19 protein-coding genes are annotated in these 23,445 nt (G+C 71.6%); 10 read left to right on the top strand and 9 right to left on the bottom strand.

The window, feature by feature from the left end:
• Nucleotides 1-66: 66 nt before the first annotated feature.
• From AB0N82_RS04375 to AB0N82_RS04365, 3 genes are all read right to left on the bottom strand, one after another.
• Nucleotides 67-1,044, bottom strand: coding sequence for an alpha-ketoacid dehydrogenase subunit beta (locus AB0N82_RS04375; RefSeq protein ID WP_315994213.1), 978 nt, complete (start codon nt 1,042-1,044; stop codon nt 67-69).
• Nucleotides 1,041-2,171 (bottom strand): thiamine pyrophosphate-dependent enzyme, encoded by a 1,131-nt coding sequence (locus tag AB0N82_RS04370; protein WP_363388571.1) that lies wholly within the window; start codon nt 2,169-2,171, stop codon nt 1,041-1,043. The genes AB0N82_RS04375 and AB0N82_RS04370 overlap by 4 nt, the downstream gene beginning before the upstream one ends.
• 121 nt (nt 2,172-2,292) lie before the next feature.
• A complete protein-coding gene (locus tag AB0N82_RS04365) occupies nt 2,293-3,369 on the bottom strand; it encodes a histidinol-phosphate transaminase (RefSeq protein ID WP_315994211.1) in 1,077 nt (358 codons plus the stop codon).
• A 102-nt stretch (nt 3,370-3,471) separates the two neighbouring features.
• Here AB0N82_RS04365 and AB0N82_RS04360 point away from each other — a divergent pair, with 102 nt between their 5' ends.
• From AB0N82_RS04360 to AB0N82_RS04340, 5 genes are all read left to right on the top strand, one after another.
• A complete protein-coding gene (locus tag AB0N82_RS04360; RefSeq protein WP_315994210.1) occupies nt 3,472-3,876 on the top strand; it encodes a phage holin family protein in 405 nt (134 codons plus the stop codon).
• A gap of 58 nt (nt 3,877-3,934) precedes the next feature.
• Nucleotides 3,935-4,441 carry a low molecular weight protein-tyrosine-phosphatase gene (locus tag AB0N82_RS04355; RefSeq protein ID WP_315994209.1) on the top strand — a complete coding sequence of 169 codons (507 nt, stop codon included), beginning with the start codon at nt 3,935-3,937 and terminating at the stop codon, nt 4,439-4,441.
• A gap of 27 nt (nt 4,442-4,468) precedes the next feature.
• Nucleotides 4,469-5,848, top strand: coding sequence for an adenylosuccinate lyase (gene purB / locus AB0N82_RS04350; RefSeq protein ID WP_363388566.1), 1,380 nt, complete (start codon nt 4,469-4,471; stop codon nt 5,846-5,848).
• A 355-nt stretch (nt 5,849-6,203) separates the two neighbouring features.
• Nucleotides 6,204-9,539, top strand: a complete 3,336-nt coding sequence (locus AB0N82_RS04345; protein ID WP_363388563.1) for a discoidin domain-containing protein — start codon at nt 6,204-6,206, stop codon at nt 9,537-9,539.
• Nucleotides 9,540-9,640: 101 nt separating this feature from the next.
• Nucleotides 9,641-10,681, top strand: coding sequence for a zinc-dependent alcohol dehydrogenase family protein (locus AB0N82_RS04340; RefSeq protein ID WP_315994207.1), 1,041 nt, complete (start codon nt 9,641-9,643; stop codon nt 10,679-10,681).
• Between the two features lie 166 nt (nt 10,682-10,847).
• Here AB0N82_RS04340 and AB0N82_RS04335 read toward each other — a convergent pair whose 3' ends face one another.
• The 5 genes from AB0N82_RS04335 to AB0N82_RS04315 all read right to left on the bottom strand — a co-directional run bounded on the left by AB0N82_RS04335 (nt 10,848) and on the right by AB0N82_RS04315 (nt 16,419).
• A complete protein-coding gene (locus AB0N82_RS04335) occupies nt 10,848-11,255 on the bottom strand; it encodes an amino acid transporter (RefSeq protein ID WP_363388560.1) in 408 nt (135 codons plus the stop codon).
• Nucleotides 11,252-11,884: an acyl-CoA synthetase gene (locus tag AB0N82_RS04330; protein WP_315994205.1), complete on the bottom strand. Its 633-nt coding sequence runs from the start codon at nt 11,882-11,884 to the stop codon at nt 11,252-11,254. Before AB0N82_RS04330 ends, AB0N82_RS04335 begins: the two co-directional genes overlap by 4 nt.
• A gap of 94 nt (nt 11,885-11,978) precedes the next feature.
• Nucleotides 11,979-13,037, bottom strand: coding sequence for a DUF916 domain-containing protein (locus AB0N82_RS04325; RefSeq protein ID WP_363388557.1), 1,059 nt, complete (start codon nt 13,035-13,037; stop codon nt 11,979-11,981).
• Nucleotides 13,038-13,096: 59 nt separating this feature from the next.
• Nucleotides 13,097-15,088, bottom strand: coding sequence for a metallophosphoesterase family protein (locus AB0N82_RS04320; RefSeq protein WP_363388554.1), 1,992 nt, complete (start codon nt 15,086-15,088; stop codon nt 13,097-13,099).
• 119 nt (nt 15,089-15,207) lie between these two features.
• The gene (locus tag AB0N82_RS04315) at nt 15,208-16,419 is read right to left on the bottom strand and encodes a HupE/UreJ family protein (RefSeq protein WP_363388551.1); all 1,212 of its coding nucleotides are present in this window, start codon (nt 16,417-16,419) and stop codon (nt 15,208-15,210) included.
• Nucleotides 16,420-16,543: 124 nt separating this feature from the next.
• On the opposite strand from AB0N82_RS04315, the gene AB0N82_RS04310 reads away from it, so the two are divergent.
• Entirely contained in the window at nt 16,544-17,197 is a 654-nt protein-coding gene (locus tag AB0N82_RS04310) for a hypothetical protein (RefSeq protein WP_363388548.1), read from the top strand.
• A 138-nt stretch (nt 17,198-17,335) separates the two neighbouring features.
• Here the strand turns inward: AB0N82_RS04310 and AB0N82_RS04305 are convergent, their stop codons facing one another.
• Nucleotides 17,336-17,653, bottom strand: coding sequence for an LPXTG cell wall anchor domain-containing protein (locus tag AB0N82_RS04305; protein WP_363388545.1), 318 nt, complete (start codon nt 17,651-17,653; stop codon nt 17,336-17,338).
• A 208-nt stretch (nt 17,654-17,861) separates the two neighbouring features.
• Between AB0N82_RS04305 and AB0N82_RS04300 the strand changes: the two genes are divergently transcribed.
• The 4 genes from AB0N82_RS04300 to AB0N82_RS04285 all read left to right on the top strand — a co-directional run bounded on the left by AB0N82_RS04300 (nt 17,862) and on the right by AB0N82_RS04285 (nt 23,373).
• Nucleotides 17,862-18,794: a pyruvate, water dikinase regulatory protein gene (locus AB0N82_RS04300; protein ID WP_363388542.1), complete on the top strand. Its 933-nt coding sequence runs from the start codon at nt 17,862-17,864 to the stop codon at nt 18,792-18,794.
• Nucleotides 18,791-21,208, top strand: coding sequence for a phosphoenolpyruvate synthase (gene ppsA, locus AB0N82_RS04295; RefSeq protein ID WP_363388539.1), 2,418 nt, complete (start codon nt 18,791-18,793; stop codon nt 21,206-21,208). Before AB0N82_RS04300 ends, ppsA begins: the two co-directional genes overlap by 4 nt.
• Before the next feature lie 114 nt (nt 21,209-21,322).
• Nucleotides 21,323-22,042 (top strand): ABC transporter ATP-binding protein, encoded by a 720-nt coding sequence (locus AB0N82_RS04290; protein ID WP_363388536.1) that lies wholly within the window; start codon nt 21,323-21,325, stop codon nt 22,040-22,042.
• Entirely contained in the window at nt 22,039-23,373 is a 1,335-nt protein-coding gene (locus AB0N82_RS04285; protein ID WP_363388533.1) for an FtsX-like permease family protein, read from the top strand. Before AB0N82_RS04290 ends, AB0N82_RS04285 begins: the two co-directional genes overlap by 4 nt.
• Nucleotides 23,374-23,445 lie beyond the last annotated feature (72 nt).

Raw genomic sequence — 23,445 nt, 5'->3', positions numbered from 1 at the left:
CTTGCCACCGGCGATGCCGCAACGGAATGTTCCGGCGGCGGGAGGGCCTGACGGCCGGAGGGAGGGTCAGTACGCGAGAGACCGGTCGACGGCCTCGAGGATGCGGTCGGCGTCGGGCAGGTAGGTGCCTTCGAGCTTCGCGGGCGGGAAGGGCACGTCGAAGCCCGACACGCGCAGCACGGGCGCCTCGAGAGCGAAGAACGCCTTCTCCATGACGGTCGCGGCGATCTCGGAGCCGAGGGACGTGAAGCCCGGCGCCTCCTGCGCGTAGACCAGGCGTCCGGTGCGGCGTACCGAGTCGAGCAGCGGGCCGTAGTCGACGGGTGAGAGCGAACGCAGGTCGATGACCTCGCAGCTCGTGCCCTCGCTCTCGGCGAGCGCGGCCGCCTGCAGCAGCGTCGTGACCATCGCGCCATGGCCGACGAGCGTGACGTCGGTGCCGCGGCGGACGATGCGGCTCGCGTGCAGCGGAAGCGCCGGGGCCTCGAGGTCGACCTCGCCCTTCTGCCAGTACTTGGCCTTCGGCTCGAGGAAAACGACGGGGTCGGGCGAATCGATCGCCTGCTGGATCATCCAGTACGCGTCGTTCGCGTTCGAGGGGCTGACGACCCGCAGACCCGCGGTGTGCGTGAAATACGCCTCGGGGCTCTCCTGGTGGTGCTCCACCGCGCCGATGTGCCCGCCGTAGGGGATGCGGATGACGACGGGCATGCGCACCGCGCCCTCGTGACGGTTCGTGATCTTCGCCAGCTGCGAGGTGATCTGGTCGAACGCGGGGAAGACGAAGCCGTCGAACTGGATCTCGAGCACCGGACGGAACCCGCCCATGGCGAGACCGATCGCGGTGCCGACGATGCCCGACTCCGCGAGCGGGGAGTCGATGACCCGGCGCGGGCCGAAGTCCTTCTGCAGACCCTCGGTCACGCGGAAGACGCCGCCGAGCGGGCCGATGTCCTCGCCCATGAGCAGGACGCGGTCGTTCGTCTCGAGGGCCCGGCGGAGGCCCGCGTTCAGAGCCCGGCTGATGGGCAGGTTCTCGGTCACTGCGCTCCCCCTTCCATCGACGCCTCGTAGTCGTCGAGCCAGCGCTGCTCCTCCTGGATCAACGCGTGCGCCTCGGAGTACACGCTCTCGAACATGTGCACCCGCGGGATGGTGCCGAGCTCGTTCGTGCGCACGCGCACGTCGTCGGCGAGGGCGGTACCCTCGGCATCCGCGTCGTCGAAGAACTGCTGCGAGGCGCCGCGGCCCTCGAGGTACGCGCGCATGCGGGCGATCGGGTCGCGCCCGGCCCACGCCTTCTCTTCGTCGGAGGTGCGGTACTTCGTGGGGTCGTCGCTGGTCGTGTGCGCGCCCATGCGGTAGGTCATGGCCTCGATCGCGCGCGGTCCGAAGCCTGCCCGCGCCTCGTCGAGGGCGGTCTTCGACACGGCGTAGCTGGCGAGCACGTCGTTGCCGTCGACCTGCAGGCTCGGGATGCCGTATCCCTCGCCGCGCTTGTACAGCGGCGAGCGCGACTGCGTCGCGACGGGGACCGAGATCGCCCACTGGTTGTTCTGCAGGAAGAAGACCTCGGGGGTCTGGAAGCTCGCGGCGAAGACCATCGCCTCGTGCACGTCGCCCTGGCTGGAGGCACCGTCGCCGTAGTAGACGATGACGGCCTCGTCGCGCTCGGGGTCGCCCGTTCCGCTCTTGCCGTCGAACACCAGCCCCATGGCGAGGCCCGTGGCGTGCAGCGTCTGCGCGCCGAGCACGAGCGTGTAGATGTGCGTGTTGCCGTTCTTCGGGTCGGTCGGGTCCCACCCGCCGTGGGTGAGGCCGCGCATCAGCCGGATGATGTCGATCGGGTCGACCCCGCGGATACGGGTGACCACGTGCTCGCGGTACGAGGGGAAGATGTGGTCCTGCGCGCGCGCGGCACGGGCGGAGCCGACCTGGGCGGCCTCCTGCCCGAAGGACGGCGGCCAGAGGGCGAGCTGGCCCTGGCGCTGCAGGTTGGTGGCCTGCACGTCGAATGCGCGGATCGAGACCATGTCGCGGTAGAAGGTCTCGAGCTCGGCGTCGGTGAGGGCGTCGATGAGCGGCAGGTAGCGCTCGGCGGCCGGCGTGGGGGCCAGCGTGCCGTCGGCTGCCAGAACGCGCACGAGAGCGGGGTCGTCGAGCGGGGTCATGCACCCACGCTAACGCGCGGCCCATGCGCGAGACCGCATGAGGTGCACAACGGATGCCGCGATTCGGCGTGGAAGTGGGACAAACGGACGCCGTGCCTTGCGCCCGAGCCGGCGCCGCGCGTCAGCGCGGGGCGGTGGCTGCGGCGACCTCGACGACGCGATCGAGGGACTCCTCTTCGCCGATCGACACGCGGATGCCGTCGCCGGGGAACGGGCGCACGATCAGCCCGGCCTCCTCGAACGCGGCCGCGACCTCGGCCGTGCGCTCTCCGGCCGCGAACCACACGAAATTGCCCTGGGCGTCGGGCACGTCCCACCCGGTCTCGCGCAGGCGCGCGACGAGACGGTCACGACGCTCGGCGATGACCCCGACGCGGTGCAGCAGCTCGCTCTCGGCATCGAGGCTCGCCAACGCGGCGGCTTCACCGGCAGCCGTGACTGACAGCGGGATCGCGGTGCTGCGGGCGGCGTCGAGCACGCCGGTGTGGCCGACGGCGTAGCCGACGCGAAGGCCCGCGAGGCCGTAGGCCTTGGAGAACGTGCGGAGGACGACGACGTTCGGGCGCGCCAGCACGGCACGCACGCGACCGCCTTCGACCGAGGAGGTGTCGGTGACGAACTCGGCGTAGGCCTCGTCGAGCACGACCAGCACGTCGCGCGGCACCCGGTCGACGAAGGCGACGAACTCGTCGTAACCGACCGTGGGGCCGGTGGGGTTGTTGGGGCTGCACACGATCACCAGACGCGTGCGCTCGGTGACCGCATCGGCCATCGCGGGCAGGTCGTGGCGGAAGTCGGCGGTCAGCGGAACCTGCACGCTCGTCGCGCCCGCGACGGCGACCAGCGAGGGGTACGCCTCGAACGAGCGCCAGGCGTAGACGACCTCGTCGCCCGGGCCCGAGGTGGCCAGCAGCAGCTGGGCGAGGATCGAGACGCTGCCGGCGGCGACGTGCACCTCGTCGGCCGAGACGCCGTACCGCGCGGCGAGGCGTTCGCGCAGCCGCGCCGCCGTGGCATCCGGATAGCGGTTGAAGGCCCCGGCCGCCCGGACCGCGTCGAGGACGCCGGGAAGCGGCTCGAAGGGGTTCTCGTTGCTCGACAGCTTGAACGCGTCGGGACTCGCCTGCTTGCCCTGTCGATATGCGGGCAGGGCGGCGATCTCGGGACGGATACGGGGCAGGACCGGGTCTTCGCTCACATCGCGAGCCTAACCGCGAGACGTCGCCGCGCGTCAGACCCCACTTCTCCCTCGGTGGAGGGATCCCTGCCGCGACACGACCCCGCGTGCCACGATGAGGGCATGCGCTTCGTCGTCCGCGTCGCCGTCAACGCCTTCGCCCTCTGGATCGTCACCCTGCTGCCCGCGCTGCAGGTGCGCCTCATCCCGTTCGCCCCCGGCGAGTGGCTGCAGGTGCTGCTGACCCTGCTCCTGGTGGGCCTCATCTTCGCGATCGTCAACAGCGTCGTCGGCACCATCGTGAAGATCATCGCGATCCCTCTGTACATCCTCACCCTCGGGTTGATCTCGCTGATCATCAACGGCTTCCTGCTGTGGCTGACGGGCGTCATCACCGAGAACTGGGACTGGGGCCTGCGCACGGGCGAGTTCTGGCTGACGGTGGTCGCCGCGCTGCTCATCGGCATCATCAACGCCGTGCTCGGCGGCATCCTGCGTCCGCGCCGCGACGATCGGGCGCGAAACTGAGGGCCGTCGCACGCAGCACACTGATGCGCGCGCGCCGCTTCCCCGCCATGATGGAGGGATGACCGCGAGTGCCGACGCGCCCTTCCGCGTCGTGTTCGTCTGCAGCGGCAACATCTGCCGGTCGCCGATGGCCGATGTGGTCTTCCGGCGCATCGCCGAGACGTCGGGGCTGAGCACCCGCGTGTCGTCGAGTTCGGCCGGCACGGGCGACTGGCACGTCGGCGAACGCGCCGACCACCGCACGCTGCACGCGCTCGAGCGCCTCGGCTACGACGGATCCGCGCACCGCGCGCGGCAGTTCTCCTTCGCCGACTTCGACCGCAACGACCTCGTCGTCGCCCTCGACCGCAGCCACGAGCGCGTGCTGCGCGGGTGGGCGCGCAGTGACGACGACGCCGACAAGATCGCTCTGCTGCAGTCGTTCCTGTCCGATGCCGAGACCCTCGACGTGCCCGACCCGTACTACGCCGGACCGCCGATGTTCGACGAGGTGCTCGGTATGATCGAACGCGCCAGCCGCGCCCTGTTCCGGCAGCTCGAGCCCGCCATCCGTTCCGCGGGCTGACCCTTTCGCGCGACCCCCGGGAGACCCGTGTCCGCTCTGCCTCCGCAGCCCCTCAGCCCGCTCGACGGCCGCTACTTCGGCGCCGTGTCCGAACTCGGCGACTACCTGTCGGAGGCGGGCCTGAACCGCGCCCGCGTCGAGGTCGAGGTCGAGTGGCTCCTCGCCCTCACCGATCGCTCGCTCTTCGGCACCTCGCCCGTGTCGGACGCCGACCGCGCGAAGCTCCGCGCGCTCTACGAGGAGTTCGGCGCCGACGAGATCGCCTGGCTCGCCGACAAGGAGGCCGTGACGCGCCACGACGTCAAGGCCGTCGAGTACCTCGTGCGCGACCGCCTCGACACCCTCGGCCTCACCGCCCTCGCCGAGCTGACGCACTTCGCGTGCACCAGCGAGGACATCAACTCCACCGCCTACGCGCTCACCGTGCAGCGCGCGGTGGAGCGCGTGTGGCTGCCGAAGCTCCGCTCGGTCACCTCCGCGCTCGCCGAGCTCGCGGTGCGGCACCGCGACGCCGCGATGCTCTCGCGCACGCACGGCCAGCCCGCCACGCCAACCACGATGGGCAAGGAGATCGGCGTCTTCGCGTGGCGCCTCGAGCGCGTCATCCGTCAGCTGGATGCCGGGGAGTACCTCGCGAAGTTCTCCGGAGCCACCGGCACCTGGTCGGCGCACGTCGCGGCCGAGCCCGACGTCGACTGGCCGGAGCTGACCCGCTCGTTCATCGAGTCGCTCGGCCTGGGCTTCAACCCGGTCACGACGCAGATCGAGTCGCACGACTGGCAGGTCGAGCTGTACGACCGTGCGCGCCACGCGGGCGGCATCCTGCACAACCTGGCGACGGACATCTGGACGTACATCTCGCTCGGCTACTTCACGCAGATCCCCGTCGCGGGCGCGACCGGGTCGTCGACGATGCCGCACAAGATCAACCCGATCCGCTTCGAGAACGCCGAGGCCAATCTCGAGATCGCCGGCGGACTGTTCGCCACCTTGGCATCCACGCTCGTCACGAGCCGCATGCAGCGCGACCTCACCGACTCCACCACCCAGCGCAACATCGGCGTCGCCTTCGGGCACTCGCTGCTCGCGCTCGACAACCTGCAGCGCGGCCTCACCGAGATCTCGCTCGCGGAGGACGTGCTGCTCGCCGACCTCGACACGAACTGGGAAGTGCTCGCCGAGGCGATCCAGACGGTCGTGCGCGCCGAGATCGCCGCGGGTCGCTCGCAGATCACCGACCCCTACGCGCTGCTCAAGGACCTCACGCGCGGACGCCGCGTCGGCGGTCCCGAGCTCGCGGAGTTCGTCCGCGGACTCGACATCGGCGACGCCGCGAAGGAGCGCCTGCTCGCGCTCACCCCCGCCGCCTACGCGGGTCTCGCGTCGCAGGTGGTCGACTCGCTGTAAGCACCGCGGTCACGCCGGGGCGGCGCGGCGCCAGGTCGCACAGCGCCGCCGGCCCGCGGCGTCCCCGTCGCGAGCCGCCCGCGCTCGCCCCCGCAGGGCGGGTGCCCGCATCCCCGTCACGGGTCCAGGACACGCCGCAGGCGGCTCCTCGACGCGGCATGTCGTGGACACTCGACGGGTTTTGCGGGGTGCGAGAGCGCCGGAACTCGGCACGGCGCCGGGTGAAGGCACGACGGGATGACGGCAAAACGGTGGACGTCGCGGCATCGTGCGCCTAGGGTGTTGACGTCAACATCCCCCCTCGGCCTCGGCCGACGTGTGCCGCACCGTCGCGGCACGGAACGGAACAGACGCGATGACGCATCGACACCCCCTCCCCCTTCGACGCCTGCTCGCGGCGGCCACCGCGGCCGTGCTCGCCGGGGCGCTGGCATCCCCCCTCGCGGCCGCGGCGACGGGCGTGCCCACCGACCCGAACGACGGGGTCCCCCGCGTCGACCCTCCGGTCGCCTACGCGAGGTTCGAGCCGCTCGCCGATCCGGGACGCGGTTCCGCCGACTATTTCCAGCCGAAGTGGTACGACACCGACGGCCGGCACATCCAGGCGCACGGCGGGCAGGTCGTGACGACCCAGGAGGACGGACAGACCGTCTACTACTGGTACGGCGAAGACCGCACGAACGGGTACTGGAACAGCCCCGGCGTGGCGGTGTACCGCTCGACGGATGCGATGAACTGGACCAATCTGGGCGACGCCCTGCGCAGCATCACGACGCGCGACGACCTGCTGACGCCCTACTTCGAGAACCTGTACGACACGGTCGATGACAACGGCCAGCCGCGCACCGACAAGATCGACGCGCTCGCGTACCACCTCGACTCGCAGCGGTCGGCGGACTACACCGCGATCTTCGAGCGTCCGAAGGTGCTGCACAACGACAAGACCGGTCAGTGGGTCATGTGGTGGCACGCCGACGGGCGCACCGAACCCGGCGGCAGCACCTACGCCCGCTCGATGGCCGCGGTCGCCGTCTCGGACTCGCCCGCCGGCCCCTTCCGCATGGTGGGCGCCTACCGCATGCCCAACCGCACCGACTACAAGGGCTGCTCGCAGTACGCCGTCCCGGGCCAGGCCCGCGACATGACCGTCTTCCAGGACCACGACGGCACGGCGTACATCTCGTACTCGTCCGAGGAGAACTCCTCGCTCTACATCGCCGAGCTCGACGACAGCTACACCAACGTCGTGAAGACGACCGGCTCCGACACCCTCGACGTCCACCAGTACTCCGAGGACGGCCGCTACCCGTATGTCTTCGCCGACGGCACGGCCGACGCGCCGGTGCGCGGACAGGACTTCCAGATCGTCAAGGAGTGCGGCTACCTCGAGGCGCCCGCCCTCTTCGAGCGCGACGGCACGTATACCGCCATCGCCTCCGGAGCCACCGGGTGGGCTCCGAACCCGCAGACCTACTACACCGCGCAGAGCCTCATGGGCACCTGGATCCGCGGCGTGCAGGCAGGCGACGCGAACGAGAACACCTGGTACGCCAGCATCCCCGACGGAGCCGACGGCCTCCTCTCGGTAGGCGACACGAACCGTTCGACCTTCGGCTCGCAGGCCACCAACGTCTTCGAGCTCGAGCCCGGCAAATTCGTCTACATGGGCGACCGCTGGAACGAGGGCGAATCGAACTCGACGTACGTGTGGCTGCCGCTGACGGTCGGCGAGAACGGCCGCCTCGAGATGCACAACCCCGCCGCCGAGGACCCCGCGCGCTACGGCGACGGCTGGGACGCCTCGTACTGGGATGACAAGGGTTTCGGCCACGGCACGTGGAAGGTCGCCGACGGCGCCGTCCCGACGACGGTGCGCCGCGGGACCGTGCCGACGCTGCCCACCTCGGTGAGCGTCGATGTCGACGGAACCTCCGCGCCCGTCGGCGTGACGTGGTCGACGCTGGACACCAGCGTGCTCGGACCGCAGACCGTGACCGGAACACTCGCGGCGGACGCGGACTTCACCGTCGGCCGCACCTTCCACCGCACGATCACCGTCACCGAGCCCGGCATCGCGAACATCGCCCCCGAGGCGACGGTGTCGGCATCCAGCCGCAACGACCTCGTCGGCACGATCGTCGACGGCAACCCCACCGGCAAGGGCTGGGACGACTGGACCGGCAACGGCTACCCGCGCGACAGCTGGCTGCAGTTCGACTGGGGCGTGACCCGCACGTTCGACTCCATCGTCGTGCACACCTACAAGGACGGATCGAGGGCGACGTGGCCCTCGCGCATCCAGGCGCAGTACCGCGACGCCTCGGGCGCCTGGGTCGACACCGAGGTGGAGGCGACCCTGTCGCAGGATGCCACGCAGCCGGCGCCCGTGGCCGTGATCGACGCCCGCTCCCTCCCGGCGGCGAGCGCGCTGCGCCTGCGGCTGACGAGCGAGGCGAACACCTGGCAGTCGATCGCGGAGGTCGCGGTGTGGGGCAACGCCTCGATCCCCAACGTGTGCCGCGGCGACGACGCCACGGTGTCGGCATCCTTCCACCAGACCAAGTGGGCCACGATGCCCGCCGGGAACGCGTGCGACGGCAAGCAGGACACGCAGTGGTCGACCTGGACCGACGCGGGATACAAGGATGCCGCGACCTTCACGATCGAGACCACCGGCACCCACCGCGTGAACCAGGTCGCGTTCACGAACATCGAAGGGTCCATCGCGGGGGTGACGGCCGAGTATCGCGACGCGTCCGGCACCTGGCTGCCCGTCGCACCGACCGGGGCCGCCCCGACCGTCAGCAACGGAACCGAGACGACGCTGTCGTTCGCGCCCGTGCTCTCCACGGGCCTGCGCCTGACCTTCGCCACGCCGGGCTCGTACCTGAAGATCCCGGAGATCGCGGTGCCCGAGGCCGCGGGGATCAGCGTCATCACGCCCGTCCTCGACTCCGAGCCGAACGCCGCCGGGTGGCACACCGCTGCGGTGTCGGTGGCGCTGCAGCACGACGGTTCCGCCGGCGTGGTCGTGCAGCACCGCATCGACGGCGGGGAGTGGGCCGACGGCACGGGGTTCGAGGTCACCGGCGACGGCGCCCACGTCGTCGACTACCGCGCCCTGCTCGACGGCGTCGAGCAGGAGGGCGTCTCCGGGTCGCTGACCGTGCGTATCGACACGACGGCACCGGTGACCGGGGCGGATGTCTCGGATACGGCGTCGATGAGCCGCGCGCTGGCCCTGCCCGATGTCGCGGCTCCGGTCATCGCCGGCGGCAAAGTGGTCACGCTGGTGTCGACCGATGCCGCGTCGGGTGTGGCCTCCACGGAGTACTCGCTCGATGCGGGCGCGACGTGGACGACCGGGACGGAGATCCCGCTCACGGTGGTGGGGACGTACACGCTGTCGTTCCGGTCGACCGATGTCGCGGGCAACGTCGAGGAGATCCGCTCCGCCGAGGTGACGGTCACCGCCCAGGGCGGGACCGACCCGGGCACCACGCCCGGCGGAGTCGACCCGGGCGCGACGCCAGGCGGGAGCGGCGCCGGCGCGGGCACGACGCCGGGTGGCACTGGCACCGGCGGTCTCGCGCTCACCGGAACGGAGGCGCCGATCGCCGTGACCGTTCTCGCCGTCGCTGCGCTGATCGCGGGCGCCGCAATGATGCACGTGCGGCGTCGCCGCGCCTGACGCGTCGCGATCGCCCCGGGACCGTTCGACGGCGCCCGGGGCGATCGCGTGCCCGGCGTCGTCACGGGCCGCACCCGCGGTCGCTTGAGAAGATGGATGCCATGCGCGCGATGATCATGGACGCCCTGGCCGAACCCCTCGAGGTGCGCGAGGTGGCCGCGCCGTCGGCCCCCGCCGGGGGCGTGGTGGTCGAGGTGCACGCGACCGGTCTGTGCAAGAGCGACTGGCACGCCTGGGTGGGTCATGACGACGTCACCCTCCCCCACGTGCCGGGACACGAGCTGGCCGGCGTCATCGTGGAGGTGGGCGAGGGCGTGCAGCGCTGGAGCATCGGCGATCGCGTGACGGTGCCCTTCGTCATGGGCTGCGGCGCGTGCGAGTGGTGCCTCGGCGGGAACGCGCAGGTGTGCCCCGACCAGCAGCAGCCGGGCTTCACGCAGTGGGGCAGCTTCGCCGAGCGCGTGGTGCTGCGCGCCGCCGACACCAACGTGGTGCGCATTCCCGACGGCGTCTCGTTCGAGGCGGCGGCGGCCCTCGGATGCCGCTTCGCCACCGCCTATCGCGCCCTCACCGGCCGCGCCCGCGTGCAGGCGGGCGAGTGGGTCACGGTCGTCGGCGCCGGCGGGGTGGGGCTGAGCGCCGTGATGATCGGCGTCGCCCTGGGGGCGCGCGTGATCGTCGTCGACCGCACGCCCGCCGCGCTCGACGCCGCCCGCCGGCTCGGCGCGGAGCACACGCTCACCGCGGGAGACACCGACATCGCCGCGGCGGTGCACGAGATCACCGGCGGGGGCAGTCACGTGTCGGTCGACGCCGTGGGCAGCGCCCAGACCGCGCGCGACGCGGTGCTGAGCCTCCGACGCCGCGGCCGACACGTGCAGATCGGCCTGCTGCCCACCGACGACGGAATGACCGCCATGCCGATGGCCCGCGCGATCGCGTGGGAGCTCGACCTGCTCGGCAGCCACGGCATGGCCGCGGTCGACTACCCCGAGATGCTCTCGCTCATCGACAGCGGCGCCCTGCGTCCTCAGGAGCTCATCGAGCGCGTGATCGGCCTCGGCGAGGCGGCGACGCTGCTACCGGGGATGGATGCCGCCTCCCCGGCCGGCATGACGATGATCGACCCGCGGCGCGCCTGAGCCCTGCGCGGTCGCGCTCGGGGCGCGGCATCCCTGTCCCGGTCATGGCCGGTCCGCGGCGCCCATGCCCACCAGAAGGGCGACACGCACCGCCGCAGGTGGGGCGAGAGGACCGACAAGGCGCCGGCCGATGACCGCGGCGACGCGACGGCGACGGGGCCGGGGGTCAGGCGCGGGGAGCGGTGCCGTCGTCGGTGGAATGCGGCGGGGTGGCGCCCTCCGACCGCGGCGCGGAGTCCGCGGCACGCGGAGCCTCGGGCTCGGCGGAGGCGGCGGGGGTGGCATCCGGAGCGTCCTTGGGGAGGAGCAGCGGACGGTCCACCGTCGCGGTGACCTTCGACGGGTCGACGGCGAGCAGCATGAGCGCGACGCTCACGAGCACGATGATGAAGGTCGCTCCGGCCGCCACGAGGGCCACGATGAGAGCCCGCTGGATCTGGTCGGCGGGGCGCGTCTGGAAGAACCCCATCGACATGAGCGTGACGAAGCCGGCGAAGAGGGCGGCGACGAACGCCAGCCCGAGCAGCTGAACGGGCTTCATGAGGTCTTTGCGGGTGGTGGGCTTGTCGGTCATGACGCGGCCTCCTCGGAGGGTACGGCCGGAACGGGCTCGGTGCGGCGGGGCGAGAAGCCCGCGATCGCGAGGAACACGGCGACGACCGCCGCGTATCCACCGAAGAGGCCCACGGCGATGGTGATCCCGGTGAGGGTGAACGACCCCGCGCCGGTGATGCTGTAGTCGAGCGCGTACTGCATCGGGGTGAGCAGCAGGACGGCTCCCAGGACGATGCCCAGGATGCCGATGAGCATGCCGTCGCGCACGCCGGCGGTGCGACCCGCCGAGCGGTCGCGGAGCGCGCCGACGAGCTCGATGACGCCCGACACGATCGCCCACGTGATGACCACGCCGAAGAACATGCCGGTGGTGCGCCACACCCCGACGCTCGCGACGAGACCCGCGGCGAACGACACGGCCGCGAGCGTCACCGGGACGGCGCGCTGCCCGGCCGGGAAGACGAGCCACGCCGACAGCGCCAGCGTGAGTCCGGTCGCCAGCACGAAGCCGCTGAAGACGCTCAGGCCGAGCACAGCGGAGTGGTCCGACGAGAACGTGATCATCGCGGCCGCGAGGGCGGCGAAGAGGGCGCGCGCGAGCTGCAGATGGCGCAGGTCGAAGGCGCGTTCAGCAGGAGGAGTGGTCACGGAGGGTTCCCGACGGGCGAAAGACGTTGGCATCCAGTCTATTCCTCGGGGGCTGAGCGGCCTCCGTGTGCGCCGACGTCGAGATATCGACCGCTCACCCCGCGTGCGACAGGGCGTCGTCCTTCTCCGCCAGCGAGCGTGCGACGGCCTCGGCGACACGGGCGTCCTCGGCCTCCTGGCGGCGCCGACGACGCGCGCGCAGCCAGCGCGGCGCGAAGACCGCCGCCAGCACGACCAGCGCCAGCAGGACGAGCAGAGGCCAGGGCACGGCCACGCCGACCGCGGAGGCCTCGACGGGATCGAGGGCGGTGATCGAGCCCGACGCGTCGGTGACCGTGGGCGTCGCCGTCACCGAGGCCCACAGCAGGCCCATGGCCGCCACGCCGGACACGCGGACGTCGCGCGGCCACGTCTCCCCGGGCAGGATCACCGGGGCTGCGGCATCCGGTGCCGCCTCGATGCGTCCGAGGTCGAAGGGCCCCGCGACGGCGGCGCCGTCGTCGGCGGTGAGCGACACGTTGCCGGTGTTGTGCAGGCCGTAATGCACCGTGGCGTCGCCGAACAGGAACGGGACGACGCCGCCGTCCCAGTCCACGCGCACGTCGTCGACCGAGAGCGCGGGCACGAGGTCGCCGCCCACCCGGATGCCGGCACGGATGCCGAGACGACGGTCGACGTTGACGTTCGCGGAGTGGTCGGTCACGGTCAGCGAGGTCACGACACCGCCGGCGTAGTCGCCCGGGGTCGCGTCGGCGGGCACGTCGACGGTGAAGGGCACCTCGACGGTCTGTCCGGCGGGCACGGTCACGTGCCGTTGGGGGACGACGATCCACTTGCCCACCCCGGTGGGCTGCTCCGCGGCGAGCCGGAGATCGACCGCTCCCGTCGACGTGGTGTATCCGTCGGCGGCGTAGACGTCGAGCTCGACCGCTTCGGTGCCGCGATTGGCGACCACGAGACCGTCGTCGAGGTGCGCGCCGGGGTTGAGCGCGTACGAGAAGTTCGTGCGATCGGCGCCCAGGGCGTTCGAGGCGGTGCGCACGGTCCAGCTGACGTCGTCGGTCGCGGCCGAGGCGGGAGACGCCCCGAGCAGCGCGGACGCGGTCGTCAGCGCTGCGAGGGTCAGGGCGAGCAGACGGGGGGACAGGTTCATGAGGGTCCTTCGGGAGAGGCCGGCGGGGAGGAGTGCTCCCCGCCGGCCCGGATCGCTGGTCAGCCGGCCAACGCGGTGAGGGTCAGGGTCGCGCGGTAGCTTCCCTTGTTGATGGTGTTCGGGATCTTCAGGTCGAGGTCGGCGCCCACGACGCCGGCGCCGCGGTCGTGACCCATCGGCGCGGAGCTGAGCACCTGCGAGGTCGACAGGCCGGCACCGCCGTCGTAGCCCGAGCCGACGGCCGCACCCGCGACCGCGCCCGCACCCGGGGTGACGACCTTCGGCGTCCATCCGAGGTACGTGCCCTGGAAGGTCTTGTCACCGTCGACGAAGTCACCCACGGACGCCGAGACCGACCACGCGGCCTTGCTCGCGCGGGTGTCGGTGACGGAGATCGGATTGATCTGACCGGTCGCCTCGAAGTACTGGAGGTTCTTCTCCTCGGCGGTGCCGAGGTCGACCAGTCCGTTGTGCCCGTTGATCGTCCAGCCGAACTCGCCGGGGGCGCCCGAGGGCACGTCGACCTGGATGTCCTGACCGTCGCCGTGGTTGGGGTGGATGGTCACCTCGTCCTGGATCGACCCCACGGCCTCGGCCGGCTTGGTGCCGTTCTCAGGACCGCACCACAGCACCTTGTTCAGCTCCACGGCCGCGTTCGGGGCCGAGCAGTCGCCGGAGCGGATGTTCTGCACGACGAGCTGGTCCTTCTTGACCTGGACCTTGACGTAGGTGCGGACGTGCTCCTGGTTCTGCACGGAGTTGTACCAGTAGTTCGCCGGGTTCAGCGGGTCGGCGCCGTTCCCGGCTCCGCTCGTGCCGCTGCTGTCGGGAGCGGTGATGTCGTAGTACTTCGATCCGGATGCCGAGTTCGCGGTGACGTAGACGACACCGCCGGGGCCCTCGAAGACCTCGTCCTGACCGGGCTTCTCGTCGGCGTTCGCCTTCGCACCGTTCTTGATCTCGTACGAGCGCGAGTAGCTGTGGTCATGACCCTGGAGCACGAGGTCGACGCCGAGCTTGGAGAAGGTGGTCGGGAAGTCCACGCGGCGCACCTTGTTGTCGGCATCCTTCGCGTGATCGGCCGGCGAGTAGATCGCGTGGTGGTAGACGAGCACGGTGTACTTCGCCTCGGCGCCGTGCTTGTTCACGACGTCGGTGACGTACGCCACGTGCGCGTCGTCGCCGCCGCCGCCCTGGGAGGTGGCGTAGCTGTTGCTGTTGAGGTCGATGAACAGCGTGTCCTTGTAGATGAACCAGTAGTCGCCGCCCGACTCGGTGCCGATGCTCGCGGCTCCCTTGCGGTAGTACGCGCCGGTGCGGTCGGTGTTGGGCGTGTAGAGGTGCTGCTCGTAGGCCTTGCCGCCCACGTCGTGGTTTCCGATCGTCGCGACCCACGGGATCTGTCGCAGCTGGTCGGGTGCAAGGAACGCGCTCCACTGGTCCTCGCGGTTGGCGGCGTCGACCTGGTCGCCGCCCGAGACGAGCATCTCGGCCTTCGGGTTGGCGTTGACGGCGACGTTCATCGTGTCCTGCCAGCCCGCCTGGTCTTTCGCGATGTCGCCCGACGAGCCGATCTGCGGGTCGCCGAAGAACAGGAAGTCGTAGTCCCCGTCGAACGACTGCGTCGAGAAGGCGGCGGTCGGCGACCAGTTGCCGTCCGAGCCGACACGGTACGAATACGCGGTGTTCTCGGCGAGACCCGTGATCGTCGCGTGGCGGTTGTAGCCGCCGCTGCCGGCGATGTTGGCGGTACCGGATGCCGAGAAGGTCGTGGCCGACGCCGGGAACCGGCCGTTCACCAGCGACGAGGTCGGCGCGACCTGCACCGACTGCGCGGTGTCGGCCGAGGAGTACCAGGTGACGATGCGCTGCGCTTCGTCGGCCCCGACGCCCAGGATGACGCCGGAGAGCGTCGCCGTGGTGTCGGCGAGGGCGGCCGGTGCCGTCGTCGCGCCCGAGAGCACGAGCGAGACGCCGACGGCGGCCGTTGCGATCCACGCGGCGCGGCGACGCGTGCGCGTCCCGTGCGACGTCGATGCGGAAAGGAGCATGATGATCCGTTTCTCTCTGTGGGGACCCGCGATCGGGCGGGTGTTCCCACGCTCCGCCCGCTCGGTGACGAGCGCGTGAATGGCGGACGCAGCACAGCCATCGAGTCGAGCAACGCCCATCACTCGACGCCGAGGATGCGTTGGACGAACCACACGAGACCGGCGACGGTGACGACCACCGCGAGAAGGCCGCTCGCCCACATCCCGACGCGGGGGAACCGCCGGCGCAGCAGCACGAGCACCGGGAAGACGACGACGATGAGGCCGATCTGCACCGCCTCGATGCCGATGTTGAACACCAGCAGCGACCACAGCAGCGTCCACGACCACGGTTCGTCGATCCCGAGCGCCGACGCGAAGCCGAGTCCGTGCACGAGTCCGAACAGGAAGACCACGCCGACGCGCAGCCACCCCGCGCGATCGAGACGCAGGAAGCCGTGGGCACGCGACAGATCCTGATCGACCTCACCCCGGCGCCAGAGGCGCCAGAGGTACCAGGCGCCGACCACCGCGATCGACAGGGCGATCGTGGGCTCCACGATCGCAGGAGGAGCGGCGACGACGCCCGTCGCCGCGAGGATGAACGTGACCGAGTGCGCCACGGTGAAGGTGGTGGCGGCGACGACCACCTCGCGCAGACGTCGTGACCCGACGATGAGCGCGAGCAGGAACAGGATGTGGTCGATCCCCGTCAGCAGATGCTCGGCGCCGAGGCGGAAGAACTCCCAGAAGCGCTCGAGCGGCGACTGCGCCGTCGAGAACGACGGATGCTCGGCATCCAGCACCGTGCTGCCCTCGTGCAGGTCGAGCGCGTAGGTGAGGATCGTCTTCGTGTCGGTGACGAAGCCCTCGTCGTCGGGGAAGAGCGACGAGACGACCTCGTGCCCGTTCTCGGACGGCGGGCAGGCGTAGTCGACCTCGAGCACGGCGTAGGGCACGCCCTCCTGCTGCGTCATGGCGATGTCGTCGGCAATGGTCGGGGTGCACGCCGCCGCTCCGGCGACGCGGAACCTCCCGGCCACGTACGACGACACGTCATTGCGGTGCGCCTGGAGGGCGGCGACCTGCGCGTCGGCATCCCGGGCGTCGAAGGCGTCGGTCCCGGCCCGGAACAGGGCGTCGTCCTTCGCGGCATCGGCCGCGGACACGACGAGCAGGTCGTACTCGACCTGCAGCTGCGCGTGCACGACGCCCGGTCCCCCGCTCGACAGGTCGGCGTAGACCACCGACCGGATGCCGTGCGCCGATGCCGGAGCAGCGACGGCGAGGAGGGCGACGGCGGTCGCTGCGACGAACAGGGGGCGGAGCACGCGGCGGATCGTTTCTGACATGGGGTCCCTTCCGTCGCCGAGGGTGTCCCGCCGGCGTGAACGGTCGGACGCGGCGGGGCGAACGGAAAGGGAACGTGCGCCCGGTGTTCGCCCGCGGGTCACCCGCGTCGCGCAGGGTGTCACCGTGAAGCGAAGGATGACGGCCGCGGCGGCGCTCGTGCTGCTGGCGATGCTGACCGGCTGCAGCTCGGAGCCCGGGTGGAGCGAGATGCGAGCGGCACCCGCGCCGATCGGCACTCCCGCGGAGGGCTTCTTCCCCCTCACCCCTCCGGCGCCCGAATCGACGCTGAACCCCGAGCCCGGGTCGTGGGGCGGCGTGCGCGCGCCCGCGGGGTACCGCGTCGTTCTGCTGACCGTCGGCGACGACGCCCCCACCGCCGTCCTGGTCGACGCGGTGAGGGAGTGGGCCGACGAGACCCGCGCCGACCTGGAGATCGTGCATGCCGACGACGACATGATCGACGGGGCGGTGGCGGCCATGCGGATGAACCCCGATCTCATCATCAGCGCGGGCGATGCCCTGGTCGACCCGCTGGCCACGGTGACGGCGAACCATCTCGACCGGCAGTTCCTCATCGTCGGCGCGGAGCTCGCCGAACCCACCGAGAACGTCACCGCGGCCGACTGGACCGGAGCCGCCTATCGCGGCGAAGGCCTGGGCACGGCGGCGGCCTACGATCCCGCGTCGTTCACCCCGGAGCGCGCGGCCGCGGCGGTGCGCGCCGGGGTGGCGTCGGTGCTCACGGGGCAGCGCGGCATCGTGCTCTGGATGCAGTGACGGCCCGGGCGCTCCCCCGCACGAGACGCGGGTAGGGCGCGAGGCGCGGGCGCGGCTAGGGCGCGAGGCGGCGGCGCGACGCCCGGGGGCGAGGCCCCGGCGCGAGGCTCGGGCGGCGCGCAGCTCCCGCTCGACACCTCAGCGCGCGCGACGACGCGAACGGGAGATCAGGATGCCGGCGGCCAGCGCCCCGGAGCCGATGACGGCCGCGGCGGCGAGACCCGCGGCATCCCATCCGGTCTCGGGAAGGGACCCGTCGGGCGTCGCGGAAGGCGACGGGCGCCCGGGAGGAGGCGAGGTCGGCGCATCGGTCGGCCCGCCCGTCGGTGTCGCGCGGGCGGCGTCGGGGACCTCGACGACGATGATCTGGGAGTCCCCCGGCGCACCGCCCTCGGGGGCCGGGGTGGGCGCGCCGGCGCCGGCGAGGGTCAGCGCGATCGCGAACGTGACGACCATGATGGTGTCCTTTCCGTCTGTCACGGTGGCGGGTCGACGTGGACGCCGGTCCCTTCCCGACCGACCGGCCGGAGAACGCCGGGCGAAAAGGGTTCCAAGCGGGAGGGTGGTCGGACCACAACCGGTCCCTTAGCGCAGCAGCAAGAATGCGTCTTCTTTCATTCATAACGGTCGCAAAAATGCGCGCGGACGCCCCTAGCGTCATCGCATGGTCCCCCCTTTCGACGCGACGGCCGCGCCCTCCGCCGCGATGACACCGCCCGCGACTTCACCCGGCGAGCGCACCGAGCCCGGCCTCGTCGCCGGCACGCGCGCCGTGTTCTTCGTGTCGGACAGCACGGGTATCACCGCCGAGACGCTCGGCAGCGCCCTGCTCGCGAACTTCCCGGGGGCGCGCTTCGAGAGGCACACCATCCCCTTCCTCGGCAGCGTCACCGCCGTCGACGCGGTCGTCGCGCGGCTCGCCCGTTCCGCGGCCCAGGGGACGGGCGATGCGCCGATCGTCTTCGCGACGGTGAAGGATGCCGGCATCCGGGGACGTCTCGCCGACGCGGGCGCCGTGGTCATCGACCTGCTGGCCGGGCACCTCACCGAGCTCGAGGCGGAGCTCGGTGCGACCGCCGAGACCCGCGCGGGGCAGTATCACGGCCTGGGAGATCTGGAGCAGTACTTCCGCCGCATGCGGGCCGTGGAGTTCGCGATCGAGCACGACGACGGACAGAGCGGGCGCGACCTCGCGAGCGCCGACGTGATCATCGTCGCCCCCTCGCGGTGCGGGAAGACCCCCACCACGATGTACCTCGCCCTGCACTACGGGCTGCTCGTGGCGAACTACCCGCTCACCGACGACGACTTCCCGACCGACGGGCTGCCCCGCATCGTCGCGCCTCACGCCGAGCGCTGCTTCGGGCTGACCACGACCGCCCTGCGTCTCAGTCAGGTGCGGCACGAACGCCGCCCGCACTCGACCTACGCCAGCCTCGCCCAGTGCACCCTCGAGATCCGCCGGGCCGAAGACCTCTACCGCCGCACCCACATCCCGTTCCTCAGCTCCGCGACCCGGAGCGTCGAGGAGATGTCCGCCGTGATCCTGCAGTCCATGAACCTGCGGGACCGACCCCGAGAAAGGCCCACCCCATGACCAACATCCTGCGCTTCGACGAGATCGGCATGAGCGACCTCGCCCAGGTCGGCGGCAAGAACGCCTCGCTCGGCGAGATGGTGTCGCACCTGGCATCCGCCGGCATCCGTGTTCCCCCGGGGTTCGCGACCACCTCCGACGCCTTCGCACGGTTCCTCGCGGAGGGCGGGCTCGACGCCCGCATCCGCGCCGCCGTCGAGGGCATCGACGTCGACGATGTAGCAGCCCTCGCCCAACTCGGCGCCCGCGTGCGCGCGTGGATCGAGGAGCAGCCCTTCCCCGACGACCTCGACGCCGACATCCGCGCCGCCTACGCCGCTCTCGTCGCGAACGAGACCGACCCGGATGCCGTGACCTGGGCGGTCCGCTCCAGCGCCACCGCGGAGGATCTGCCCGACGCGTCGTTCGCGGGGCAGCAGGAGACCTTCCTCAACATCGGCGGGATCGAGAACATCCTCCAGGCGATCCGCCGGGTCTACGCCTCGCTCTACAACGACCGCGCGATCGCGTACCGCGCGCACCACGGCTTCGACCACCACGAGGTCGCCCTCTCGGCCGGGGTGCAGCGCATGGTGCGCTCCGATGTCGGCGCCTCGGGCGTGATGTTCACCCTCGACACCGAATCGGGCTTCGACGACGCGGTCTTCGTGACCAGCTCCTACGGCCTCGGCGAAGCGGTCGTGCAGGGCGCGGTGAACCCCGACGAGTTCTACGTCTACAAGCCGGGCCTGGCCGCCGGCCGCCCCGCGATCCTCAAGCGCAGCGTGGGGGAGAAGGCGATCGCGATGCGGTACTCCGACGGACAGCACGTCGACGGCAGCACGGCCTTCGTCGAGGTGGATGCCGATGACCGCACGCGCTTCTCGATCACCGACGCGGAGGTCGAGGAGCTCGGCCGCATCGCCCTCGTCATCGAGGAGCACTACGGCCGCCCGATGGACATCGAGTGGGGCAAGGACGGAATCGACGGACAGGTGTACGTGCTGCAGGCCCGACCGGAGACTGTGGTGTCGCGGCGGTCGGCGAACGTCCTGAGCCGTTTCGTGCTGGCCGAGCGCAGCGCGGTGCTCGTCGAGGGTCGCGCGATCGGCCAGCGCATCGGCGCAGGCCGCGTGCGTGTGCTCAGCTCGATCGATCAGATGGCCGACTTCGCGCACGGCGACGTGCTCGTGGCCGACATGACCGACCCGGACTGGGAGCCGATCATGAAGCGCGCCTCGGCGATCGTCACCGACCGCGGCGGACGCACCTGCCACGCGGCGATCATCGCGCGCGAGCTCGGCATTCCCGCCGTCGTCGGCACGGGCGTCGCCACGCACGCGCTGACGGACGGCCAGGAGGTCACCGTCTCGTGCGCCGAGGGCGACGACGGCCTCGTGTACGACGGCATCCTGGACTTCGCCGAGGAGCAGACCGAGCTCGACCGGATGCCGGCCGCCCCCGTGAAGATGATGATGAACGTCGGCACCCCCGACCAGGCCTTCGCGTTCTCGCGGCTGCCGCACGCGGGCGTCGGGCTCGCGCGGCTCGAGTTCATCATCAACCGTCAGATCGGGATCCACCCGCGGGCGCTGCTCGAGCTCGACCGCCTCGACGGGGCCCTCGCCGACGAGATCCGCGCGCGCATCGCGGCCTACCCCTCGCCCGAGGAGTACTTCATCCGGCGGGTCGCCGAGGGCGTCTCGATGATCGCCGCGGCCTTCGCTCCCGAACCCGTGATCGTGCGTCTGTCGGACTTCAAGTCGAACGAGTACGCCAACCTGCTCGGCGGCACGCTGTACGAACCCGACGAGGAGAACCCCATGCTCGGGTACCGCGGGGCGGCGCGGTACGTCTCGCCGGAGTTCCGGGCGTGCTTCGACATGGAGTGCGAGGCGCTGCGACGCGTGCGCGACGAGATGGGCCTGACCAACGTGCAGATCATGGTGCCCTTCGTCCGCACGGTCGGCGAAGCGAAGGCCGTCGTCGACCTCCTCGCGCAGAACGGTCTGCGCCGCGGCGAGAACGGCCTGAAGGTCGTCATGATGTGCGAGCTGCCGGCCAACGCGATCCTCGCGGAGCGCTTCCTCGAGCACTTCGACGGCTTCTCGATCGGCTCGAACGACATGACCCAGCTGACCCTGGGCCTCGACCGCGACTCGGCGCTCATGGCATCCGCCTTCGACGAGCGCGACCCGGCGGTGCTGCACCTGCTGGGACTGGCGATCGACGCGTGTCGGCGGCAGGGCAAGTACGTCGGCATCTGCGGGCAGGGACCGAGCGACCACCCCGACTTCGCGCAGTGGCTCGTGGCGCGCGGCATCCAGTCGCTGTCGCTGAACCCCGACACGGTCGTCGAGACGTGGCTCGCCCTCGCGGCGAACGAGCGGCCCAAGGCCGAGATCCTGGCGCAGGCGCACCTGTCGCGATTGTGAGGGAGGCGGGCCGGGGCGCGTGGAGCGTCCCGGCCCGGAGAATCGTCCGCTCGGACGACGGGGATACCTCCCCCGGCCGACGACGCGCGGGGCGCCGCTCGCTGTGATGGAGGCATGACTTCTTCTGCTGTGCTCACCGCCCACGGGCTCGTCAAGAGCTACGGAGACCTGCGTGCCCTCGACGACGTCTCGCTGACCATCCACGCCGGTGAGTCCGTCGCCGTGATGGGTCCGTCGGGATCGGGCAAGACGACGCTGTTGCACTGTCTCGCGTCGGTCATCGCCCCCGACTCCGGCTCGATCGTGCTGTCCGCCCCCGGCGCGGCTTCGCGCGAGCTGGTCGGGCTGTCGGAGGGCGAGCGCGCCCGCGTGCGCCGCGAGGCCCTGGGCTTCGTGTTCCAGCAGCACCTGCTGCTGCCCGAACTGACCGCGGTCGAGAACGCGGCCCTGCCGCTGCTGCTGACGGGCACGAAACGACAGGATGCCGAACGACACGCCGCCGTGTGGCTGGCCGCGCTCGGACTGGCCGGGCTCGAGGAGCGCCGTATCGGCCAGCTGTCGGGCGGTCAGGCGCAGCGCGTCGCGATCGCCCGCGCCCAGGTGACGGGAGCGCCGGTCGTCTTCGCCGACGAACCGACCGGGGCTCTCGACTCGGCGACCTCGGCCGAGGTTCTCGACGCCCTGCTGCACGCCACGACGGGTCAGGGGCGCACGCTCGTCGTCGTCACGCACGACGCCGACGTCGCCCGCCGGTGCTCGCGCACGGTGCGGGTGAGCGACGGGCGCGTCGTCAGCGACACCGGCGCGGTCGCGTCGGCCGGGGGCGCGCGATGAGCGTCGTCCTGCCCCTGGCGCGGCAGCTCACGCGTCCCGCGCGGCAAGGTCGAGCCGCCGTCGCGCTGCCGATCGTCGCGTTCGCCGTCACGACCTCACTGCTGCTCGTGGTCGCCGGAGGAGCGCGGATGTTCCTCGTCGACCCGCGCACCGCGGACGGGAACGGCCTCTACGGCATCCTCGCGGTGCTCGCCCTGCTGCTGCTCGCCGTCCCGCTCGTCACGCTCGGCGCCGCGGCCGCCCGCCTCACGAGCCGGCGCCGCAACGACCGCCTCGCGACCCTGCGGCTGCTGGGCGCGAGCACGCGCGAGCTGTGGGCGCTCACCGTCCTCGAGGCGACGGCCGTGGCCGCCGTCGGCGCCGTCGTCGGGGTCGCGATCTATGCGGCGCTCCTTCCGCTCGTGGGGCTCCTGCCGTTCTTCGGCGCTCCCGTCGGCGTCGCCGCCGTGGCGATCGACCCACTGCTCGGCCTCGGTGTGCTCGGCGGTGTCATCGTGGTCGGCGCGGCGAGCGCTGCCGCGAGCCTGCGCCGGGTCGCCGTCACCCCGCTCGGGGTGCGGACCCGCAGCGCCGCTCCCCCGTCGCGCACGGCCGCCCTGGTGGTCGGTGGGGTGCTGATCGTCGCCGTCGTACTGCTGGTGTCGAACTTCTCGGTCGTCGCGCAGCTGCTCGGCCCGGCTGTGGGGATCGCCCTACTGCTGGGCGTCTTCGCGGGCGCGCTCGCCCTGCTCAATCTCATCGGCGCGCCGATCGTCGCCGCGCGGGGACGATCGCTGGCGCGTCGCGCGCGCACCGCGTCCGAGCTCATCGCGGGGCGCGAGCTCGCCGCGCACGCGGGCCCGGCCTGGCGGCGCGTGTCGGGGATGGCCATCGTCGCCTTCATCGCGGTCGTGGCCGGGTGCGGACTGTCGATCGTCGACGTCGCGGGCGACGCCGGACCGACGACGCTGATGACCGACATCCGCACGGGAGTGCTGGTCACGCTCGGCATCGCGTTCCTCCTGCTCGCCTGCGCCGTGGGGGTGACGCAGGCGGCGTCGGTGCTCGAGGAGCGCGAGCTGATCGTCGGGCTCGATCGTCTCGGCATCCCGGATGCCGAGCTGCGGCGCGCACGTCGACTCACGGTCATGGTGCCGTTGCGGTGGGCCGCGGGAGGCGGTGCCGCGCTCGGGCTGATGATGGCGTTCCCGATCGTGGGGATCAGCCTGATCGTCGCGCCCCTGTCGGTGCTGACCATCGTCGCGACCTTCGCCGGCGGCTTCGCGCTGGTGCGCGCGGCGCTGGCCTCGACCCGGCCGATCGTCGACGGCATCCGCCGCGAGACGGTCTGAGCCCGAAGACCCCCGCCCGCCGCACACGCGAGCGGGCGGGCGAGGCCGCGGACCGGGAGGGTATGTTGGGGG

The sequence above is a fragment of the Microbacterium sp. NPDC089186 genome (genome assembly GCF_040685115.1).
Classification (GTDB): Bacteria; Actinomycetota; Actinomycetes; order Actinomycetales; family Microbacteriaceae; genus Microbacterium; species Microbacterium galbum.
The sequence above is the reverse complement of the archived record's forward strand: the minus strand, read 5'-3'. Positions and strand labels throughout refer to the sequence as shown.